Source organism: Photobacterium sp. WH24 (assembly GCF_019204055.1).
Classification (GTDB): Bacteria; Pseudomonadota; Gammaproteobacteria; order Enterobacterales; family Vibrionaceae; genus Photobacterium; species Photobacterium arenosum.
On record NZ_JAGSOZ010000001.1, the window covers coordinates 19,540 to 37,055 of the forward strand.

At 48.7% G+C, this 17,516-nt stretch carries 15 protein-coding genes; 10 read left to right on the plus strand and 5 right to left on the minus strand.

What is annotated here, in order from left to right; all coding sequences use genetic code 11:
- The first annotated feature begins 205 nt into the window (after positions 1 to 205).
- From KCG43_RS00095 to KCG43_RS00110, 4 genes are read left to right on the plus strand one after another with little or no spacing between them, the layout of a single operon-like run.
- Positions 206 to 1,378, plus strand: coding sequence for an MFS transporter (locus KCG43_RS00095; RefSeq protein WP_218382688.1), 1,173 nt, complete (start codon positions 206 to 208; stop codon positions 1,376 to 1,378).
- Positions 1,368 to 2,606 (plus strand): ATP-grasp domain-containing protein, encoded by a 1,239-nt coding sequence (locus tag KCG43_RS00100; protein ID WP_218382689.1) that lies wholly within the window; start codon positions 1,368 to 1,370, stop codon positions 2,604 to 2,606. Before KCG43_RS00095 ends, KCG43_RS00100 begins: the two co-directional genes overlap by 11 nt.
- The gene (locus tag KCG43_RS00105) at positions 2,599 to 2,883 is read left to right on the plus strand and encodes a 2Fe-2S iron-sulfur cluster-binding protein (RefSeq protein ID WP_120511573.1); all 285 of its coding nucleotides are present in this window, start codon (positions 2,599 to 2,601) and stop codon (positions 2,881 to 2,883) included. The genes KCG43_RS00100 and KCG43_RS00105 overlap by 8 nt, the downstream gene beginning before the upstream one ends.
- Positions 2,884 to 2,890: 7 nt before the next feature.
- A complete protein-coding gene (locus KCG43_RS00110; RefSeq protein ID WP_218382691.1) occupies positions 2,891 to 3,376 on the plus strand; it encodes a YbaK/EbsC family protein in 486 nt (161 codons plus the stop codon).
- Positions 3,377 to 3,398: 22 nt separating this feature from the next.
- Here the strand turns inward: KCG43_RS00110 and KCG43_RS00115 are convergent, their stop codons facing one another.
- From KCG43_RS00115 to ettA, 3 genes are all read right to left on the minus strand, one after another.
- The gene (locus KCG43_RS00115; RefSeq protein ID WP_192015641.1) at positions 3,399 to 3,839 is read right to left on the minus strand and encodes an Lrp/AsnC family transcriptional regulator; all 441 of its coding nucleotides are present in this window, start codon (positions 3,837 to 3,839) and stop codon (positions 3,399 to 3,401) included.
- A 360-nt stretch (positions 3,840 to 4,199) separates the two neighbouring features.
- Entirely contained in the window at positions 4,200 to 4,565 is a 366-nt protein-coding gene (locus KCG43_RS00120) for a PilZ domain-containing protein (RefSeq protein ID WP_192015642.1), read from the minus strand.
- Positions 4,566 to 4,832: 267 nt separating this feature from the next.
- Positions 4,833 to 6,500, minus strand: a complete 1,668-nt coding sequence (gene ettA, locus KCG43_RS00125) for an energy-dependent translational throttle protein EttA (RefSeq protein ID WP_192015643.1) — start codon at positions 6,498 to 6,500, stop codon at positions 4,833 to 4,835.
- A gap of 242 nt (positions 6,501 to 6,742) precedes the next feature.
- Between ettA and sltY the strand changes: the two genes are divergently transcribed.
- On the plus strand, positions 6,743 to 8,680 hold the full coding sequence (gene sltY, locus KCG43_RS00130) for a murein transglycosylase (protein WP_255557808.1): 1,938 nt from the start codon (positions 6,743 to 6,745) through the stop codon (positions 8,678 to 8,680).
- Between the two features lie 116 nt (positions 8,681 to 8,796).
- Positions 8,797 to 9,114: a trp operon repressor gene (trpR, locus tag KCG43_RS00135; protein WP_192015644.1), complete on the plus strand. Its 318-nt coding sequence runs from the start codon at positions 8,797 to 8,799 to the stop codon at positions 9,112 to 9,114.
- A gap of 157 nt (positions 9,115 to 9,271) precedes the next feature.
- Here trpR and yjjX read toward each other — a convergent pair whose 3' ends face one another.
- Positions 9,272 to 9,844: an inosine/xanthosine triphosphatase gene (gene yjjX, locus KCG43_RS00140; RefSeq protein WP_218382693.1), complete on the minus strand. Its 573-nt coding sequence runs from the start codon at positions 9,842 to 9,844 to the stop codon at positions 9,272 to 9,274.
- Positions 9,845 to 9,964: 120 nt separating this feature from the next.
- A complete protein-coding gene (locus tag KCG43_RS00145) occupies positions 9,965 to 10,606 on the minus strand; it encodes a helix-turn-helix domain-containing protein (protein WP_192015646.1) in 642 nt (213 codons plus the stop codon).
- A gap of 845 nt (positions 10,607 to 11,451) precedes the next feature.
- Between KCG43_RS00145 and KCG43_RS00150 the strand changes: the two genes are divergently transcribed.
- The 4 genes from KCG43_RS00150 (at position 11,452) to KCG43_RS00165 (ending at position 17,436) form a co-directional block, all read left to right on the plus strand.
- Positions 11,452 to 12,672 carry an ammonium transporter gene (locus KCG43_RS00150; protein WP_218382695.1) on the plus strand — a complete coding sequence of 407 codons (1,221 nt, stop codon included), beginning with the start codon at positions 11,452 to 11,454 and terminating at the stop codon, positions 12,670 to 12,672.
- 203 nt (positions 12,673 to 12,875) lie between these two features.
- Positions 12,876 to 15,305: a DUF3772 domain-containing protein gene (locus KCG43_RS00155; RefSeq protein WP_218382697.1), complete on the plus strand. Its 2,430-nt coding sequence runs from the start codon at positions 12,876 to 12,878 to the stop codon at positions 15,303 to 15,305.
- Positions 15,306 to 15,423: 118 nt separating this feature from the next.
- The gene (locus tag KCG43_RS00160) at positions 15,424 to 16,152 is read left to right on the plus strand and encodes a 4'-phosphopantetheinyl transferase (protein WP_218382699.1); all 729 of its coding nucleotides are present in this window, start codon (positions 15,424 to 15,426) and stop codon (positions 16,150 to 16,152) included.
- A gap of 54 nt (positions 16,153 to 16,206) precedes the next feature.
- Positions 16,207 to 17,436 carry an MFS transporter gene (locus tag KCG43_RS00165; protein WP_218382700.1) on the plus strand — a complete coding sequence of 410 codons (1,230 nt, stop codon included), beginning with the start codon at positions 16,207 to 16,209 and terminating at the stop codon, positions 17,434 to 17,436.
- Positions 17,437 to 17,516 lie beyond the last annotated feature (80 nt).

Genomic DNA, 17,516 nt, shown 5'->3' on the forward strand with positions numbered 1-17,516 from the left:
AAAGGTTTACCGCTTTTAATCAATTTCACACTTCAGGTGTTAATTTCACACTGAAAAAAGTGAATTGCTCTTTATCTTTAGTCAATATTTTCAATAGCCATCCAGTAAGATCTTCTTATTACATAGGAGGTAATACATGGCAATTGAATCATTTCTGAGTTGTTCTCAGTTCATGTGTTTTTTGAATTAAAGATAAAGGGAAGATATGAATAGAACATTATTTAAAACGTATCTATTGCTTGCATTTTCTGTTTTTCTTGATATGTCAATTCAAATTGTCATGATCTGGAAAATACTTGAAATAACAAGTTCTACTGTTTATATGGGAATGATTGTCAGTATTGGAGCGGTTACGCCTTATATTCTTAGTAAAATAATTAAAAAGAAAGATATCTTCTACAAGAAATCCACTATCACAACGCTCAGGGCTATCTTTTTTGCTTGCATGGCTACCGTCTTGTATTTTAATGCCACTGGCTTGATATACATCATCTTTATGATTGCGGTTTTTTCATCATGTAATATGGTTTGCAGTATTAATACCTTTGAAGTGAAAAACTCCAGTTTTGTGAAAAGAAAACTGATTGAGGCCTCGAAGGCGTCCAGGGTGCTGCAAACAACCATTCAGTTTGGTACTTTCTTCGGTGCATTATTTGGGGGTTGGTACCTCAAAGCTATGGGGTTTGAAAGCTTCATTTACTACATAGCAGTGATGTCTGTCTTATTATCAGTATCCTATTTGTTTGTTTCTGATGTTGATAAAGAAGAGACAGAAACTGAAGCAAAAAATCAGCAAGCACTTTCAGGAAAAAGAGAACGTTTTATTATCCAGGTTGCCTTGTCGGTTTTAACCGGTTTGCACATCGGTGCATTCAACACTTTCGTACCAGTGTATTATCAGCTTTTCAGAGAGTGGGGGCCTGATATCCTGGGGTTTGCATCAGGTTTGGCTGGAATAGGCGCATTATGTGCGGCACTTCTTCCTCAGAATAAACATGTTTATTTACTCAGTGCGGTACTGTTACTGGTAGGGGATATCGGGCTTTTCTTGATGGATATGCCGTATTTATCGGTACTCTTCTGTTTCTGCATCGGCTATGCGGTTAATTCCGTGAGAATTACATCAAGAACGGAAATATTGAAGTCTGATGCTGCTCAAAGTGATGTTAATAGTGCTATCAGTCATTCTAATTATCTGTTCTATATTGTATCAGGAACCATTCCAATGCTGGTGACTATGGTGTTGACTTACTTTTCATTCTCAAGTCAAGCTTATGGTATATCACTGATACTGGTCGGTGTTTTCTCCGCTGTTGTCATCATGCTGTTAACTAGAAGCAAAAAAGTAATCACATTGGAAGGTGCATATGAGAAGTAAAGTATTGATAGTAAACCCAGCTTCCAGCGGAAAAATGATCCGACCGAAACTGCAAGCAAACAATATTCAATGCGATGTGTATTTTGATTCAGAGCATGATCCGAAAGGCATTCTGGATACGATTAACATCGAAAACTATGATAATAATGTATCCCATCTCGAAATTGATGCATTGCAGAATGAAAAGTACGATACGGTTATTGCCGGGTCAGAGTTAGGTGTTGAACTGGCAGATAAGCTCGCCAGTGAATTAGGTTTACCGGGAAACTCACCTTTGACTACCGGTCTGAGAAGAAATAAAAATGAAATGCAAGATGCATTGAAAAAACATGGACTAGCCTATATTCAGACATTTCTGGTTGATATGGATGGAAAAGGTCTTAATGAGCTTCATGAAATTAAATGCAAAAAGTATATCATCAAGCCAGTTAACTCTGCAGGTTCTGAAAACGTCTACTTCTGCAATAGCAGAGATGACGTAATTAATAAGATATCTTCCCTGCCTTGGGGGAAAATAAACAGTACAGGAAAAATAAATGATCAGTTTCTTGTTCAGGAGTTTATTGAAGGCGAGGAGTATGTTTTAGATCTGATAGTCAATGGGGACCAAATCACTTTAGTGGCTATATGTAAATACGTAAAAGGTCAGTCTGGTAATAATCCATTTGTTTATAATCGACTGGAACTATTGGATCCTTATGCCCCGGATTTAGCTCCAATTCGCGAATATGCTGTTGCGGCCACCAGAGCACTCGATATTACGTACGGACTTGTGCATATGGAACTGATGCTGAGCCCAGCAAAAGGGCCGGTAATGATTGAAGCTGCGACACGGATACACGGTGGTGTTGCCCCATCATTATTTGAAAGTTGTTATTCTCCCAGTTTGCTGGATACGATTGCTTCACTGGTGTCAGAACACAGAGTACCGGAACTAGATTCGAAGCTAGTTAAACAGGGTAGAGTGTATTTTCATGTCAATAAACACACTGCAAAATTTTCAGGTGTCGATGCCATCAGTGACGGTAAGCTAAAACGTATTCCATCCTTGATTGATTATTTTGTCACAGTGAAAGAGGGGCAAGAATTACCGGCCACGGAAGATTTGTTCACTTGCCCGTGTCTTGTGTGGTTAGCCAATGATAATGCCTTTGATTTAGAGTCTGATATTCAGGACGTTGAGCATGTTCTTAATGGTGTATTTAATAAGGAGTTGATCAGTGCCTAAGCTAATTATTAAAGACACAGATGAAACGATAGAAGCAGAAACAGGAACCCCTGTTTCAGAATTGTTTGAGTTTGATGGGCTTAGAAGTGTTCCGTTTAATTGTATGCGTGGCATTTGTGGTTCTTGTGCCGTAAAACCGGTCACAAATATAGATCATCTCGGCGATGTACATGAGAATGAGAAAGGCACACTTGAGATTCTGGCTTTGTGTCCGACTGAATACAGGTTACTGTGTCAGTGTACTTTAGTCAGGGATTCAGAGGTTGAGTTAGCTTAAGGTAATTATGAATATATCTACTTTATATAATAACAATGTGAAGTTGTTTGAAACGTTAAACCTGGATTATCGTTCATATAAACATGAGCCTATACTGGATTATGAAACCGATTTGAAAGTTTCTAAAGAGTTAGGCTGGACAGCAGCACCCAGTAAAAGCTTATTTCTGAAACGTAAAAGCGGCGGCTACTGCGTGTTTGTTACCCATAAAGAAAATCGCTTTGATCAAAAGAAGATTCGGGATGTTATTGGTGAACGAGTGTCTATCTGCAACAATGAAGAGATGGAAACGATTACGGGCTGTATTGCCGGTGCGTTATGCCCTTTTGTTTTAGACACATCGATCCCGATTATTTTAGATGTGTCTTTATTGGATCATAAAGAAGTGATGTTTACTCCGGCAGATCCCAGTTATACATTCATTGTTGAATCAGGTTCACTGGTCAGTGTCTTTGAAAGCTTGAACAATGAAATGTACTTTTACGCTAACTAAAATATGGGGGCTGTTAAGCCCCTTATTCATGTTTAATGTCTAACACTGGAAGAATATGGATGGATTCAATACCGCCTATATCTATGATGAACTTTTTAATTTCATACAGTAACGGAAGACGGGTGCTGTTGACCCTTATCAGGCAGTCGAACTCACCGTATATAGATTCGAATTGAAAATCATAACCGGCACTTTTGAGGTGTTTGAAAATCTGTTTACAGTCTACGCTTCCGGATTTGATCAACAGGTAAGAATGGATATCATCAGAAGGGGATAAGCGCTGATCAAAGCAAGTACTGATTGTGAAGCCTGTTATGACGTTCTCCTGTATGAGTGTTTGTATTCTTTTGTCTACGGCACTGCGTGAGAGATTGACCTGTTCTGCAACTTTTTGGATGCTCTCTCTTGAGTTATTTCTCAATAACTCGATGATTTTCATGTCCACTTTATCTAAATTCATCATGGTTACTAACTAGCCTGGCCTGGTGACTTTTTGATTCTAAAGTAACAGAAAGTGTTTTTAATTATATTCTGTTTTGATATTGGTATTTTTCTGCTTTGTTTGACAAGCAACCGCATACTTACCATACAACTCAGGTATTTTGTCAATATGAACATTAATGATTATGTGAATAACGTGATAAGAAATGAACTCAGCGGAGAAATAACTGAATCAGTAGGGTGCTGTCGTGAGAGCAGTTATACCGGTTTATGGCAGTATCATATGCTAAGTATTTCCCTATAAACAGCACAGTGATGTACCAGCATAGAGAAATCTTCTCTTTTGGGTCTGCCGGGCAGCACAGGTGAAACGCTGTGGGTTTCAGTCAGCAAGATCGGCAAGGAGTTCAAATTCGCGATAAAGCAGCTCGTCGTCACCGACGTTGAGTTCAATCAGGCGGCGCAGGTGAGAAATGCTGTCGATATCAATATTCACTATCTTCATCCGCAGACAGTCGCTGTCATGGGCGACCAGTTCAGTGACCATTCTCATGTGAATATCTGTGTCATGCAGGCTGACATCGACTTCAAACGGGGCGTTGTCATCCGGCTGCCAGTGTTCAGGCCGGCCGAGCAGAATACCATGCAGCGAGATATCGCGAACATCAGCAGGCCAGTGTGACTGAGCCTGACGCACCAGCGCCGGGGCCTGATAAACAATACGGATAAACTGGCGTCTTTCGTTCATAGTCTGTGATTACCTGTATGAGCCTATATTGTCGAGTTTAGGGTCTGCTGGCCTTTTTGGTTCTGTTTTTTCTATATTGACGTGATCTCTGTTTGCAGTGCCGCGGCTCCGCTGAGGAGTCGAGTGGTGATTCATCCTGTGCTGAAACAGCGCTGAACCTGATTAAACAGGCGACTTTAATGATTTGCTTATTAAGTAATCATGCAATAAAAAAGGCTGCCCAAATGGCAGCCTGCGTTCAGTGATTGCAAATTTGTCCGGAGACGGTTATTTGGCAATACGCTTGTATTTAATACGGTGCGGCTCTGCAGCCTGCGCACCCAGTGTTTTCTTCAGCCAGTCGGTATATTCGCTATAGTTACCTTCGAAGAAATTCACCTGGCCTTCATCGCGGTAGTCCAGAATGTGGGTCGCGATGCGGTCCAGGAACCAGCGGTCGTGCGAGATCACCATGGCACAGCCAGGAAATTCCAGCAGGGCTTCTTCCAGTGCACGCAGTGTTTCTACGTCCAGGTCGTTGGTGGGCTCATCGAGCAGCAGTACGTTGCCGCCGGCTTTCAGCAGTTTCGCCAGGTGGACACGGTTACGTTCACCACCAGACAGCTCGCCAATGCGTTTTTGCTGGTCGCTGCCCCTGAAGTTAAAGCGGGACACGTAAGCACGCGACTGAATCTCGAAGTTGTTGATGCGAATCACATCGTTGCCTTCAGAGATTTCCTGATACACAGTATTGTTATCATCCATGCTGTCGCGGAACTGCTCAACAGAGGCCAACTTAACTGTGTCGCCCAGCTCGATAGTCCCTGCGTCCTGCTGCTCAGAGCCGCTCAGCATCTTGAACAGGGTCGACTTACCGGCACCGTTCGCACCTATGATGCCCACGATGGCACCTTTAGGCATGCTGAAAGACAGGTTGTCGATCAGAACACGGTCACCAAAAGATTTGGTCAGGCCGTTGACTTCGATCACCTTGTCGCCCAAACGATCACCCGGCGGGATGAAGAGTTCGTTGGTTTCGTTACGCTTCTGATGATCTGAGGTATTCAGCTCTTCAAAACGGGCCATACGTGCTTTGGATTTGGCCTGACGACCTTTAGGGTTCTGGCGTACCCACTCCAGCTCTTTCTCAATGGTTTTCTGGCGCGCTTTCTCCTGAGAGGCTTCCTGCTTCAGACGGGCGTCTTTCTGCTCCAGCCAGGACGTATAGTTGCCCTGCCATGGAATACCTTCACCACGGTCCAGTTCCAGAATCCAGCCGGCGGCGTTATCCAGGAAGTAACGGTCGTGCGTGATCGCCACCACTGTGCCTGTGTAATCAACTAAGAAACGCTCCAGCCAGCCAACAGACTCGGCATCCAGGTGGTTCGTGGGTTCGTCGAGCAGCAGCATGTCCGGCTGTTCCAGCAGCAGGCGGCAGATAGCCACACGACGGCGTTCACCACCCGACAGCAGTTTGATCTGAGCATCCCACTCCGGCAAGCGCAGCGCATCGGCAGCACGCTCCAGCGTATTGTCCAGATTGTGGCCGTCTTTGGCCTGAATCAGCGCTTCCAGCTCACCCTGCTCTTTGGCAAGGGCATCGAAATCCGCATCCGGTTCGGCGTAAGCGGCATATACCGCATCCAGGCGGGTCAGGGCGTTTTTCACGTCGGAAACGGCCTCTTCGACCACTTCACGCACTGTCTTGCTTTCGTCCAGTACCGGCTCCTGCGGCAGATAGCCGACATTCAGGCCGGGTTGCGGGCGGGCTTCCCCTTCGATATCGGTATCGATACCTGCCATGATACGCAGCAGAGTGGATTTACCGGAACCGTTCAGGCCCAGTACACCGATTTTGGCGCCAGGGAAGAAACTTAATGAAATATCTTTCAGAATCTGTCGCTTAGGTGGCACAACTTTGCTCACTCGCGACATGGTATAGACGTATTCAGCCATTTCCGTAGGTCATCTCTAATGATTGGAGAGAGGGGTATTTTAACCATTCTGGCCCTAAGTTTAACAGCAATGTCTCACAATGACGGTTAAGATGAATACATGCCCCTGTAAGCAGGTTTTCGTTATTGACCTGAGCCTGACCCGGGGCTGACGTTGACGAGGGTATGGAACGCTAGGATAACAGTGTTAATTAAACGTGCTGAATTTTAATCTGAGTGAAGCTGGAGCTGGAAAGAGTATATATGCAGTCTGAAGCCGTTATGCACCGTTGTAGCCGTTGGATGCTGGGCCTGGGGGTATGGGTGCTGTTGGGAGGAAGCGTGGCACAGGCCGCCTCGCTTGAAGAGCAGAGAAAATGGTATGAAGCCGCTAAGGATGCGCTGGAACGCAAGGATCAGTCGGCTTATCAGAGTTATCGCACCAGGCTTGATGACTATCCGCTGACCCCTTATCTCGACTACCGCCAGTTTCAGGACAATCTGGATAAGCGCTCCCCTGCCGAAGTGAGTGCATTCATCAAAAAGTTTCAGGATCTGCCTTTCACCATCAAGCTGGGTTATGCCTATCAGGATGTGCTGGCAGAGGCCAACCGCTGGCAGGATCTGGTGACCTTTCAGACTGAGCCGCCATACAGAGAAAGTTATCAGTGTCAGTATTATCTGGCGCTCAGCAAAGTGGGCCGCAAGGACGAAGCCTGGCAGGGCGTGCAGTCACTCTGGCTGACCGGCCAGTCTCTTGACGATGATTGCGATCCCATGCTGGATGCCTGGGAAAAAGCCGGAAAACGTACCAATCAGCTGATTCTGGATCGCATGCTGCTGGTGTTTGAAGCCGGCAATCAGGGGTTGCTTAAATATCTCGACAAACAACTGACGGGTAACGCCAGAAAAGACGGAGATACGCTGCTCGCACTGTTTGCCAAACCGCAGGGTGTGGCGGACTTCGCGAAAAAAAGCAAAGTGACCGACTATAACCGGCAATTGACAGTAGCAGCCTATAAGCGCCTGGCGCGCGTGGATACCCAAGAAGCCCTGAGCCAGCTAGAGCGGGTTGCGAACGGGCAAAAGCTCAATACAGGGCAGAAACAATCGCTGGCGGATTATACGGCGTCACGGCTGATGGATGCCGAAGAGGCCGATCTTGTCCGCTGGCGTGATGCCATGCTGCGCAAAAGCAGTGATGATGAATTGATTGGACGGCGCATCCGTCTTGCCCTTCGTGAAGGCAACTGGACCGAAGCGCAGGCGTGGATCCCGCAATTGTCGGCCGAAGAACAGAATACGCTGCGGTGGAAATTCTGGCAGGCGCATTTGCTGGCCAAAACCGATCCTGTGGTTGCCAAGCCGAAATATCAGGCATTGCTCGGCGAGCGGAACTTTTACAGTGCCGCAGCTGCTACGATTCTGGGGGAAGGTGTTGATTTCCCTGTGGAATCCCTGAGTCAGGCAGAGCAGGATGTGACCCCTTATCAGCCAGCGTTAAAGCGGATTGAAGAAATGATTGCGCAGGATAAGGTGTTTGATGCCAACCTGGAGTGGTGGTATCTGATGAAAGATCTCGATCCGAAAGCAATCTGGCCGCTGGCGGGCTACGCAGGTAAGCAAAACTGGCACCATCTGACGGTGCAGGCCACCATATATGGCCGGATGTGGGAACACCTGTCGTTACGTTTCCCGCTGGCTTTTGCCGAGACGTTTAAGTCATTCGGTCAGCAGCGTGATCTATCTGTGACCACTATGATGGCGCTGGCACGACAGGAAAGTGCGCTGAATCCGCAGGCAATGTCGCCGGTAGGCGCTCGCGGGCTGATGCAACTGATGCCTGCCACAGCCAGAGAAACTGCGGGTAAGCTGAACTACAAATATGCGGGCAGCAGTAGTCTCTTTGAGCCAGAGGTCAATATCCGGCTGGGCAGCGGTTACCTGAAAATGATGCTGGAGCGTTACGACAACAACCGTATCTTTGCTTTCTCGGCGTATAACGCCGGCCCGGGCAGAGTCACCAGCTGGAGAAAAATCAGTGATGGTAAACTGGATGCCTTTGCCTTTATGGAAACCATTCCTTTCGGTGAGACGCGCGGTTATGTCCAGAATGTGCTGATGTTTGAAGTCTACTACGACAAGCTGACCAATCAGCAGGTCCAGTTACTGACCACTGAGGAACTGAACGCTAAGTATTGAGACAAACTGCTGCTATAGGTTTGGTGGAAGGCTGTGGTTCAGGGTAGAATCCAGACAGAATTAAAACGCCTGTGTGGGTTACTAATTGTCAATGCAGGCAATTTTTGAGGAAAACCATGTCAACCAAAGCCGATACGCCGGACTTTTCTGACTGGCAGCAAATAGTCTCTCTGTTTCGTCAGGCCTCTGCTGAAGGCAAAGATGAGTTACTCCTTCGTCTGCTGTTAACCCCGGATGAGCGTGAATCACTGATCGCCAGGGTGAATATCTTCCATGAACTGCTGAATGGTGAGCGTAGCCAGCGTAAAATCAGTGAGTTGTTGGGCGTTGGCGTCGCGACTATCACACGCGGCTCCAATGAACTGAAACACCACGATGCGGAGATCCGCGACTGGTTGTCAGAATTTCTGTTGAAACAGCAGCCGAAAGGCTGAAGTGCCTTGTCACCTCCTTCCTGATCTCCCCCTGAAAAGGGGGAGGGATCGTACTGAGCTTACTGAAGCACTGAATATTCCCTCCCCTTGGCAAGGGGAGGGTTAGGGTGGGGTTCGTGAAATGAGCACATATTTGGCGTTTGTGCCCAGTCCCCGGCTAGCCTCCCGCTTGAAAAGCAGAAGGATCGTACAGACCCGGGTTCATGAAAGGGATCAGGGCCAGTATCAGAGCCTGCTGATAAACACTGCTGCGGCTGAGCTTGTGCTCTGTGAGCATAGCAATGGCGCCACCTTGTTGCTTCACATTCTGCTGCTGAAACATATCATCCATTACATCCCCCAGCTCTTCTCCGTCATGCAGGCGGGCCAGCGCTTTTGGCGGCAGAGGCAGAGAGGCTGAACGGGATTCACCCCGCTGACTACCGTTATCTATCACCATCCAGGCAAACGTGGCACAACCATCAAGCCCGGCTTCCAGACTGACGTAATAATCCGCGCCAGGCTGCAGTTCCCGGGCATGCACTACCCGGTTTCGGGCGCCGGTCAGGGTTTCTTCGGCACACATAGGTTGTGCTCTTACACCGCTGTCCACGGCAACACCGCTAATCTGCAGGGCTTGCGCCGGAAAGGCTTGGTGGAAGGCGTTTTCTACCGCTCTAATTTTGGCCGGGTTTGTCGAGGCGACAATAATGCGAATCTGGCGCTCTGGTGCTGGATTGGTGGTGTGCATGATGGGCTCCTTCATTTCACGTCGTTATTGTACGCATTGGAAGGGCGCTGTCACCCCTGACGGGCATCTGCAAGAGCATGAGCAAATCAGGGGGAGGGGGCAGGATAACCAGCGGTGCAATCAGATGCGGTCGAATGACCAGTCGGATTGGATAATGTAGCCGTGAATCTTGAACTCGTCGTGGTTGACAAACAGGTTCGGAAAATCCGGCTGGGATGTGGAAAACACCACGCCATCTGCCAGTTGTGTCATGTGGTAGAAATCGGGCTCGCTGCCCCGCACCGACGCAAATACCGGCTGTTTAGGGCGATAAGGTGCTTTGCGTGTGGCCAGTGCATAGCTGCCCAGCGGCGCACACTGGGCGATGTTTTCGTTATCTACCAGCAGGCCAAGGCAATCGTCGCGATCCAAATGATGCGGTATCGCCCGCTTGCTCAGTACGTCGACTTTGCCGCCATCGCGATAAGACAGATAGTCTTTGCGATGAATAATAGGAATGTAAGTCGATGTCGTGCTGTGCCCCGTTTCGTGACTGATGGCCGTTGTTGCCTGAGTACCTGAATCAATCTGTCCGGTCAGCAAATAGCTGATGGAGGTGTTCAGGGTTTCAGCAATTCTTTCCAGCTCACGTACTTCAATGCCGTATTTGCCTGACAGCTTACGGCTCATGGTGCCTTGTTGTAAGCCAAGAGTTTCACCCAGCTGTTTCTGGCTAATCCCCTGAATCTTGGCCAGGCGCTTAATCCGCTCTAAATATTCCATAAGAATGGCTTCCCGCTCGCAGTAAAAAAAGAATGCGAAAGGCATTCGCAAAAGTCATAAATTATTTTACTGATATCCTTGTCTAAAGGTTTTACTCAAGCTGAAAAGTGCGATGGATTTCGTTAAAGGAATATACATTTGCACTCGGTTGGGTAAAAAAAGGGACAATTTTTTTCCAGTAAAATAAGCCAGTAAGAAAAAACCACGCCAACTGCTGACAAAAGTAACATATCAGTTCCGACCAAGAAATAAGGAAACAGCAGGGTAATGGCGGTTTTATGCATATTTTATGATATGCAACCCAAGGTTAAACAGGATTTCTTAAAAATCTGCCGAATGACAGAAAGGCGTACAGATTCAGTTTATAAGTGAAATCGATTTCATTCTCAGTGTGAATATGTGTCAATCATCAATAAACACACTGCATATTATGCTAATTTAGAATATTTAATGAGTCCCATCCGCCCAGCGACAAACAATCAGCAAGCTGTTTGTAAAGAGTAAGGGCTGCCGGAAAGGTTTTTCTTTAACCGCTGAGCCGCATTGTTGTTAATCTTTATGTGCCGTTTCACCAGTATCGGGCAGGAAACGGTGCACAAATTGCACCATTATGGATCGAATGGCACTGTATTGGTGCGCAGAATCCTGGCACACAGGAAGTGCAGCAAAGCACACAATTTTTTGTTATTGATTTTCAGTTACTTAGTTTTATTGACGAATTTAGCAATTAACGAATTGAATTGGAACAGTTATTGCTTGCCCCTTATTCATGATTGATTCGCCCTAACTTGGGGCTTGTGGTTGATTTTTGCACATTTTTTGTGCGTGACTTAGGGAAGAGTTCAATGACTGAATCTATGACACAGGTGACGGGAGCCGTGCAGGCTCTCACACAAAGTGCGGACACTTTGTTCCTGCTGCTGGGCGCCATCATGGTGTTTCTGATGCATGCTGGTTTTGCATTTCTGGAAGTGGGCACAGTACGGCAGAAAAACCAGGTGAATGCGCTGGTGAAGATATTGGCTGATTTTGCTGTATCGACCATCGCTTACTTCTTTATCGGCTACTGGCTGGCCTATGGCGCCACCTTTTTTGCTGATGCTGAAACTTTGTCGGCCGGTAATGGCTTCGCCTTAGTCAAATTCTTCTTTCTGCTGACCTTTGCGGCGGCGATCCCGGCGATAGTCTCCGGCGGTATTGCGGAGCGGGCCCGTTTCAACCCTGTGCTGATTTCTACCTTTTTTATCGTGGGCCTGGTGTACCCCTTGTATGAAGGTATGATCTGGAACGGTAACTTTGGCCTGCAGGCGTGGTTTGAAGGCCAGTTTGGCGCCGCTTTCCATGATTTTGCCGGCTCTGTTGTGGTTCATGCGGTCGGTGGCTGGATTGCGCTGGTGGCGGTGATGCTGCTGGGGATGCGTAAAGGGCGTATCCGGGCAGGCAAACACACTAACTTCGCGCCTTCTAACATTCCGTTTCTGGCGCTGGGGGCGTGGATCTTAAGTGTCGGCTGGTTTGGCTTTAACGTGATGTCGGCACAGTCGATTAACGGTGTCAGCGGGTTGGTTGCCGTTAACTCTCTGATGGCGATGGTGGGCGGAATTCTGGCCGCCGTCGTGTTGGGTAAAAATGACCCGGGTTTCATTCATAACGGCCCGTTGGCCGGTCTGGTGGCTGTGTGCGCCGGTTCGGATCTGATGCATCCTTTGGGGGCGCTGATTACCGGTATCGTCGCTGCTGCGATCTTTGTCTGGCTTTTTACTTACATGCAAAATCACACCAAAATTGATGATGTGCTCGGCGTCTGGCCACTGCATGGCGTGTGCGGAGCCTGGGGTGGCATTGCGGGCGGCATCTTTGGCCTGCAGTCGTTAGGCGGATTAGGTGGCGTCAGTTTCGTGGTGCAATTGCTGGGCACTGTGATAGGCATCGCGATAGCACTGGCTGGTTCGTTTATCGTTTACGGTCTGGTGGATAAGCTGTCGGGCCTGCGCCTGAGCGAAGAAGATGAGTTCAACGGCGCAGATCTGGCTATCCACAAGATCAGTGCCACCAATTTAGAATAGACCCCACCCAGCCTATAAATGCTTGAATGCCGCCTGGTGCGGCATTTTTGATGCGAGGTATTCAATACCTGAGTGAACGGAAAACCTGTCACTGTCACTCTGGTGTTGATCACAGATAACGATTCGGATTTCTTACTCTTATGACGACGTAACCAACTGTTATTGCATAAGCTCAGTCTGTGTTCCTGTGCTGGATTTAAAGCATGCAGCAACGAATATGGCCAGGCCAGTGGCATCGACTCATCGCAACCGCCTTGAGCGGCCTCTTTGTCATCCTGTTTCAGGGGCTGCTTGGTGCCAGTGCGACAAACGCAGAAGCACCAGCATTGAAAGCGCTGCACCAAAAAGAGCCTTATGTCAGTTGGGATCGCACTGCGTCAGAAGCACGGGTGCTGCTGCAGGCAACTACTGCAGAGACCACTAAACTAGAACGCATTCGCGCCACGCTGGCTGAACAGCGGGGTGAAGCTTATCAGTTATCACAAGATAAATCGGTGGATGTACGATGGCTGGAAGCGCAAATAAAATCCCTTGGTCCGGAACCGGAGGAAGGGGAAAGCGAACCTGAGGTCATTGCCAGCCGTCGTGCCGAGCTGGAAAATGAACTGGCCACAGCCAGTGCTCCGATTTTTCTTGCCGATGCAGCGTATGAACGGGCCAACCTCCTGGTAGGCGAAGTCGACAAGGTGATCCGCCAGAACCTGTCTGAAAAATTGCTGAATAAAAGCCCGACCCCGTTATGGCCAGAGCGGTGGGGAGACGCGCTGAGCGAACTGAAACAGTATGCCGGAGTGTTAGCACAGCAGTTCCATGCCGTCAGGCAAGATCCGCAACAAGCCCGTAATATGAGTGCATCCATAACCCCGTTTCTGGTGTTCATGGCGTTGGCTCTCCTGACTATGCTGGTGATACAGCCTTGGGTGATCAACCGGCTGGACAGGTTTAGCCATAACCTGACCAAGAAAAGCCAGATTCTGATCTGCAATGTGTTCTCAACATTACTGAGGCTGTTCTTTCCTTTGCTCACCGCGCTCTTATTAGTTGTGGCAATCGGCCAACTGAAGTTGCCTTTGCCGGCTGTGAAAGCGACGATCAGCGCACTGGCGGGTGCGGCTGTGTATATTGTTGTCAGCCACTGGCTGGGGTTTCTGATATTCCGGCCCAAGGCAGCAGAACAGCGAATTATCCATCTTGATGACGCTTCAGCCCGGCGTGGCATGCGGATCTGCCAGCTGCTCGGGGTGTTTCTCGGTCTGATTATCCTCTTGACGGCAGTCAAAACGGATCATGCCTTTTCAGCGGCCAGTTCGGCATTTTTGACCTTGCCTGTTATCGTGTTCGGCAGCTGGTTAATGTGGCAACTGGCGAAAGTTTTAAGCAAGGCCGCCAGGAAAGCCGATGAGACCGATGAGCAAAGCGAGCAGGCGAATCATGTCAGTCGTGGTGTGCTTAACGCGCTGGTGTGGTTGATGAAGGCCTCCAGTATTCTCAGTGTCGTTTTTGTCTGCGTGGGCTACGACAGTCTGGCGCGGCAGGCCATTATACCTATGGTGATGTCCATTGCGCTGATTGCCTTTGCCATGGTTATTTACTACGGCCTGCTGAATGTCATTAACCGGATCATGGGAGGTGACAATGAGCAAGACACAGAAGCGAGTGTCAGCGAGGGGTTGTTACCCATAGTGCTGATTGTCATTATGTTCATGCTGTTTGCTCCAATGCTGGCACTAACATGGGGCGCCCGGCTTACCGATATTGCAGAAATCTGGCGGCTGTTGTCCGATGGCGTTGAGCTGGGGGATGTCCGTATTTCTCTGGACGTTATTATTACGTTTCTGGTGGTGGTGTTTGTCGGTGTGCTGCTCACGCGATGGATTCAGCACGTCATGCGTCATTCTGTGCTGCCGAAAACCAAGACCGACCCCGGTGCACAAACCGCTATTGTGACAGGCCTGGGTTATGTGGGTTATACCCTGGCTATCATTATTGCTGTGTCAGCGGCGGGTCTGAATTTATCCAGCCTGGCAGTGGTGGCTGGCGCATTGTCGGTCGGTATTGGTTTTGGCCTACAGACCATAGTGTCGAATTTTGTCTCCGGTATTATTCTGCTGATCGAGCGGCCGATCAAAGAGGGAGACTGGATTGAGGTTTCCGGTCATTCGGGTTTTGTTCGTAAGATAGCTGTTCGATCAACGCGAATCGAAACCTTTGATCTGCAGGATGTGGTGGTGCCCAACTCGGATCTGATCGCCGGTATCGTAAAAAATATGACCCTGCGATCCGACCATGGCCGATTGATAGTCCCGGTTGGTGTAGCCTACGGCAGCGATCTCAATATCGTCAAACAAGTGTTGATGGAGGCGGCCAAAAAGCATGGCATGATCCTCAGTTATCCCGAACCTACCGTTGTCTTCACCGAGATGGCCGATAGCGCTTTGCTGTTCGAGCTTCGTTGCTTTGTCCGCGATATCAAACAGTACATGATTATCAAATCCGAACTTCTGTTCGATATTTATCAAACGCTTAACGAGCAGGGAGTCAGTATCCCATTCCCACAACGTGATGTGAGTATTAAAGGGCTGGAAAAGTTACTGAAAGCGTGGGAGGAGAGAAAAGCGGAATCGGGTGACTGAGCGATGAGTCTCGCGCGTTGCACCGAAAATCTGAATGCATTTGCCTAACAAAGGATTGTATGACGATACCGCAATCATAATAATGACAGCCATTGTTCTCTGCTATGGCTTTGCTTTTATGATGACTCCGTCCGCTTTCTTTCAGCCGCTGCGCTCAGTCACTTTGCCCGGATGTGGCACTGAAGTGTTACTGGCCGGGTTTGATCTGCACCATTACTCGCCGTCCCTGTTCAACCAGTTTGGCGTCAAGATGCCTGACGCAATAAGCCGGGCAGTGCCTAAGCGACAGGCGGAATTTCTGGCCGGCCGTTATCTGGCGCAACAACTGCTGAAAGAGCGGGGAATGGCACCGGTCGAGATAGCGGTTGGCGACAACCGTGCACCTGTCTGGCCACAGGGGCTGACTGGCAGCATCAGCCACCATGACCAGCTGGCAGCCTGTGTGATTTGTCCTCAACATCATGAGCAGGCCGGTGTCGGTTTAGATATTGAGTTACCCGTTAACGCGGATATTGTGCCTGGCATGCAGGGGATGGTCGTCAATGAGCAGGAGCTGGCCAGGCTGGAAACAGATGAACAAAATGCAATCTGGTTGATGACCCTGATGTTTTCCGCCAAAGAGAGCATTTTTAAAGCCTTATATCCGCAAGTTCAGCGCTATTTCGACTTTCTGGATGTCTCGTTTCTGGGCATGGATGATCAGTGGCTGTACTTTGAGTTGAACACAGAGCTGGCTGCGTCTTTGCCCTCCGGCCGACAGGGAAAGGTGCATTACTCCAGGATGTCAGAGTCTGTGTTCACGTTTACCCGTTCCGAGTATTTTACTGATAATAATTATCATTATTGAGTTTGTTCCGGCCGGCAGTTACAATCGCTTTTTTTGTGAATGGGTCGTGCCGTCATGGACAGCAACACGCTGAATGCTAAGTCAGTGTTAAGGCTTGCTCTGCTTATCAATATGCTCTCGGTCGGAACCCTGATGATGGTGATGCCGCTGGGGCCAGATTTAGTCCGGGATATTGGTTTACAAGGTGAGCATATTGGATACATCAGCGGTGGTGCGACATTCGGCTCCGCGATAATTGGATTTTTTCTTGCCCCTGTTTTGGATCGCTTCGATAGGCGGGCTGCACTGACGTTGTTTCTTTTGCTTCGCTCTGTCCTGATTGCGTTGTGCGGTCTGGCAGCTACGCCGGAACAACTGCTGCTGATGTTTATTGCCGCTGGCTGTTTCTCGGGCCCGCTCAGTGGATTAATCATGGCATCCGTTCTTGATGTAACCAAAGTGGCTGAACGGGGCAGGGCGATGGCCTTTGTTGCCAGCGGTTTTTCGCTGGCGGCGATCATTATTGTCCCGGCTTCTTTGTTGCTGGCGCAGTGGCTGAACTGGCAGATGACTTTCTTCTTCTTTGGTGGCATGGGACTGATACTGGCGGTAGCGGTACGGATCTGTATGCCGTCGCTGGTGCCACAGCAACAAATGGCCGGAAGTCCGGCAGCACTATCGGCAGGGCTGGCCGGGATGGTTGGGTCAACACCGTTTCTGCTGGCGATGGCGATGATGGGGATCAGCCTGTTCGGGCATTTCCTGTTAGTACCGAATCTGTCGGCTTATTTCCAGTTTAACCTCGGTTTCCCGCGTAACGAAATCAGTTACCTGTACCTGCTGGGCGGGGTCATGAGCATACTTGCAATGCGATACAGTGGCAGGATGATGGATAAGGGATCAGGTCAAACGGCCTTGTTTGGTCTCAGTGCTATTGTGGCGGCTGTGGTGTACTACGGCTTTGTCAGCGACAGTTCGGACAAATGGGTCTATCTGATATTTATGCTGCTGATGGCATCCAGTTCGGCGCGCAGCGCAGTGCTGGCAGCATTCACTTCAAGGGTTCCCCCTCCGCAGTATCGGGCGGCCTTCATGACCTATCAGTCGACGATGTCTAACCTGGCAGCTGGTGTCGCCAGTATCGTGGGCTCTATCTATCTGGTTTCAGGGCCGCAGCATCAGTTACTGGGACTGGATATGCTGGCATCTGTCACTATAGCCAGCGCTATTGCCGTACCACTGCTTGCTTGCTGGTTTATCCCTTCGCTCAAACAGGCTCAGGTTTCACAACGCGCTCCGGGTTAATCCCGGAGCTTTCCGCTAGTTCTTCTTTTTTCTGCATTTTTTTGTACTCTCCCTGCTTTTTACCGTGCTCTTTATAAGCA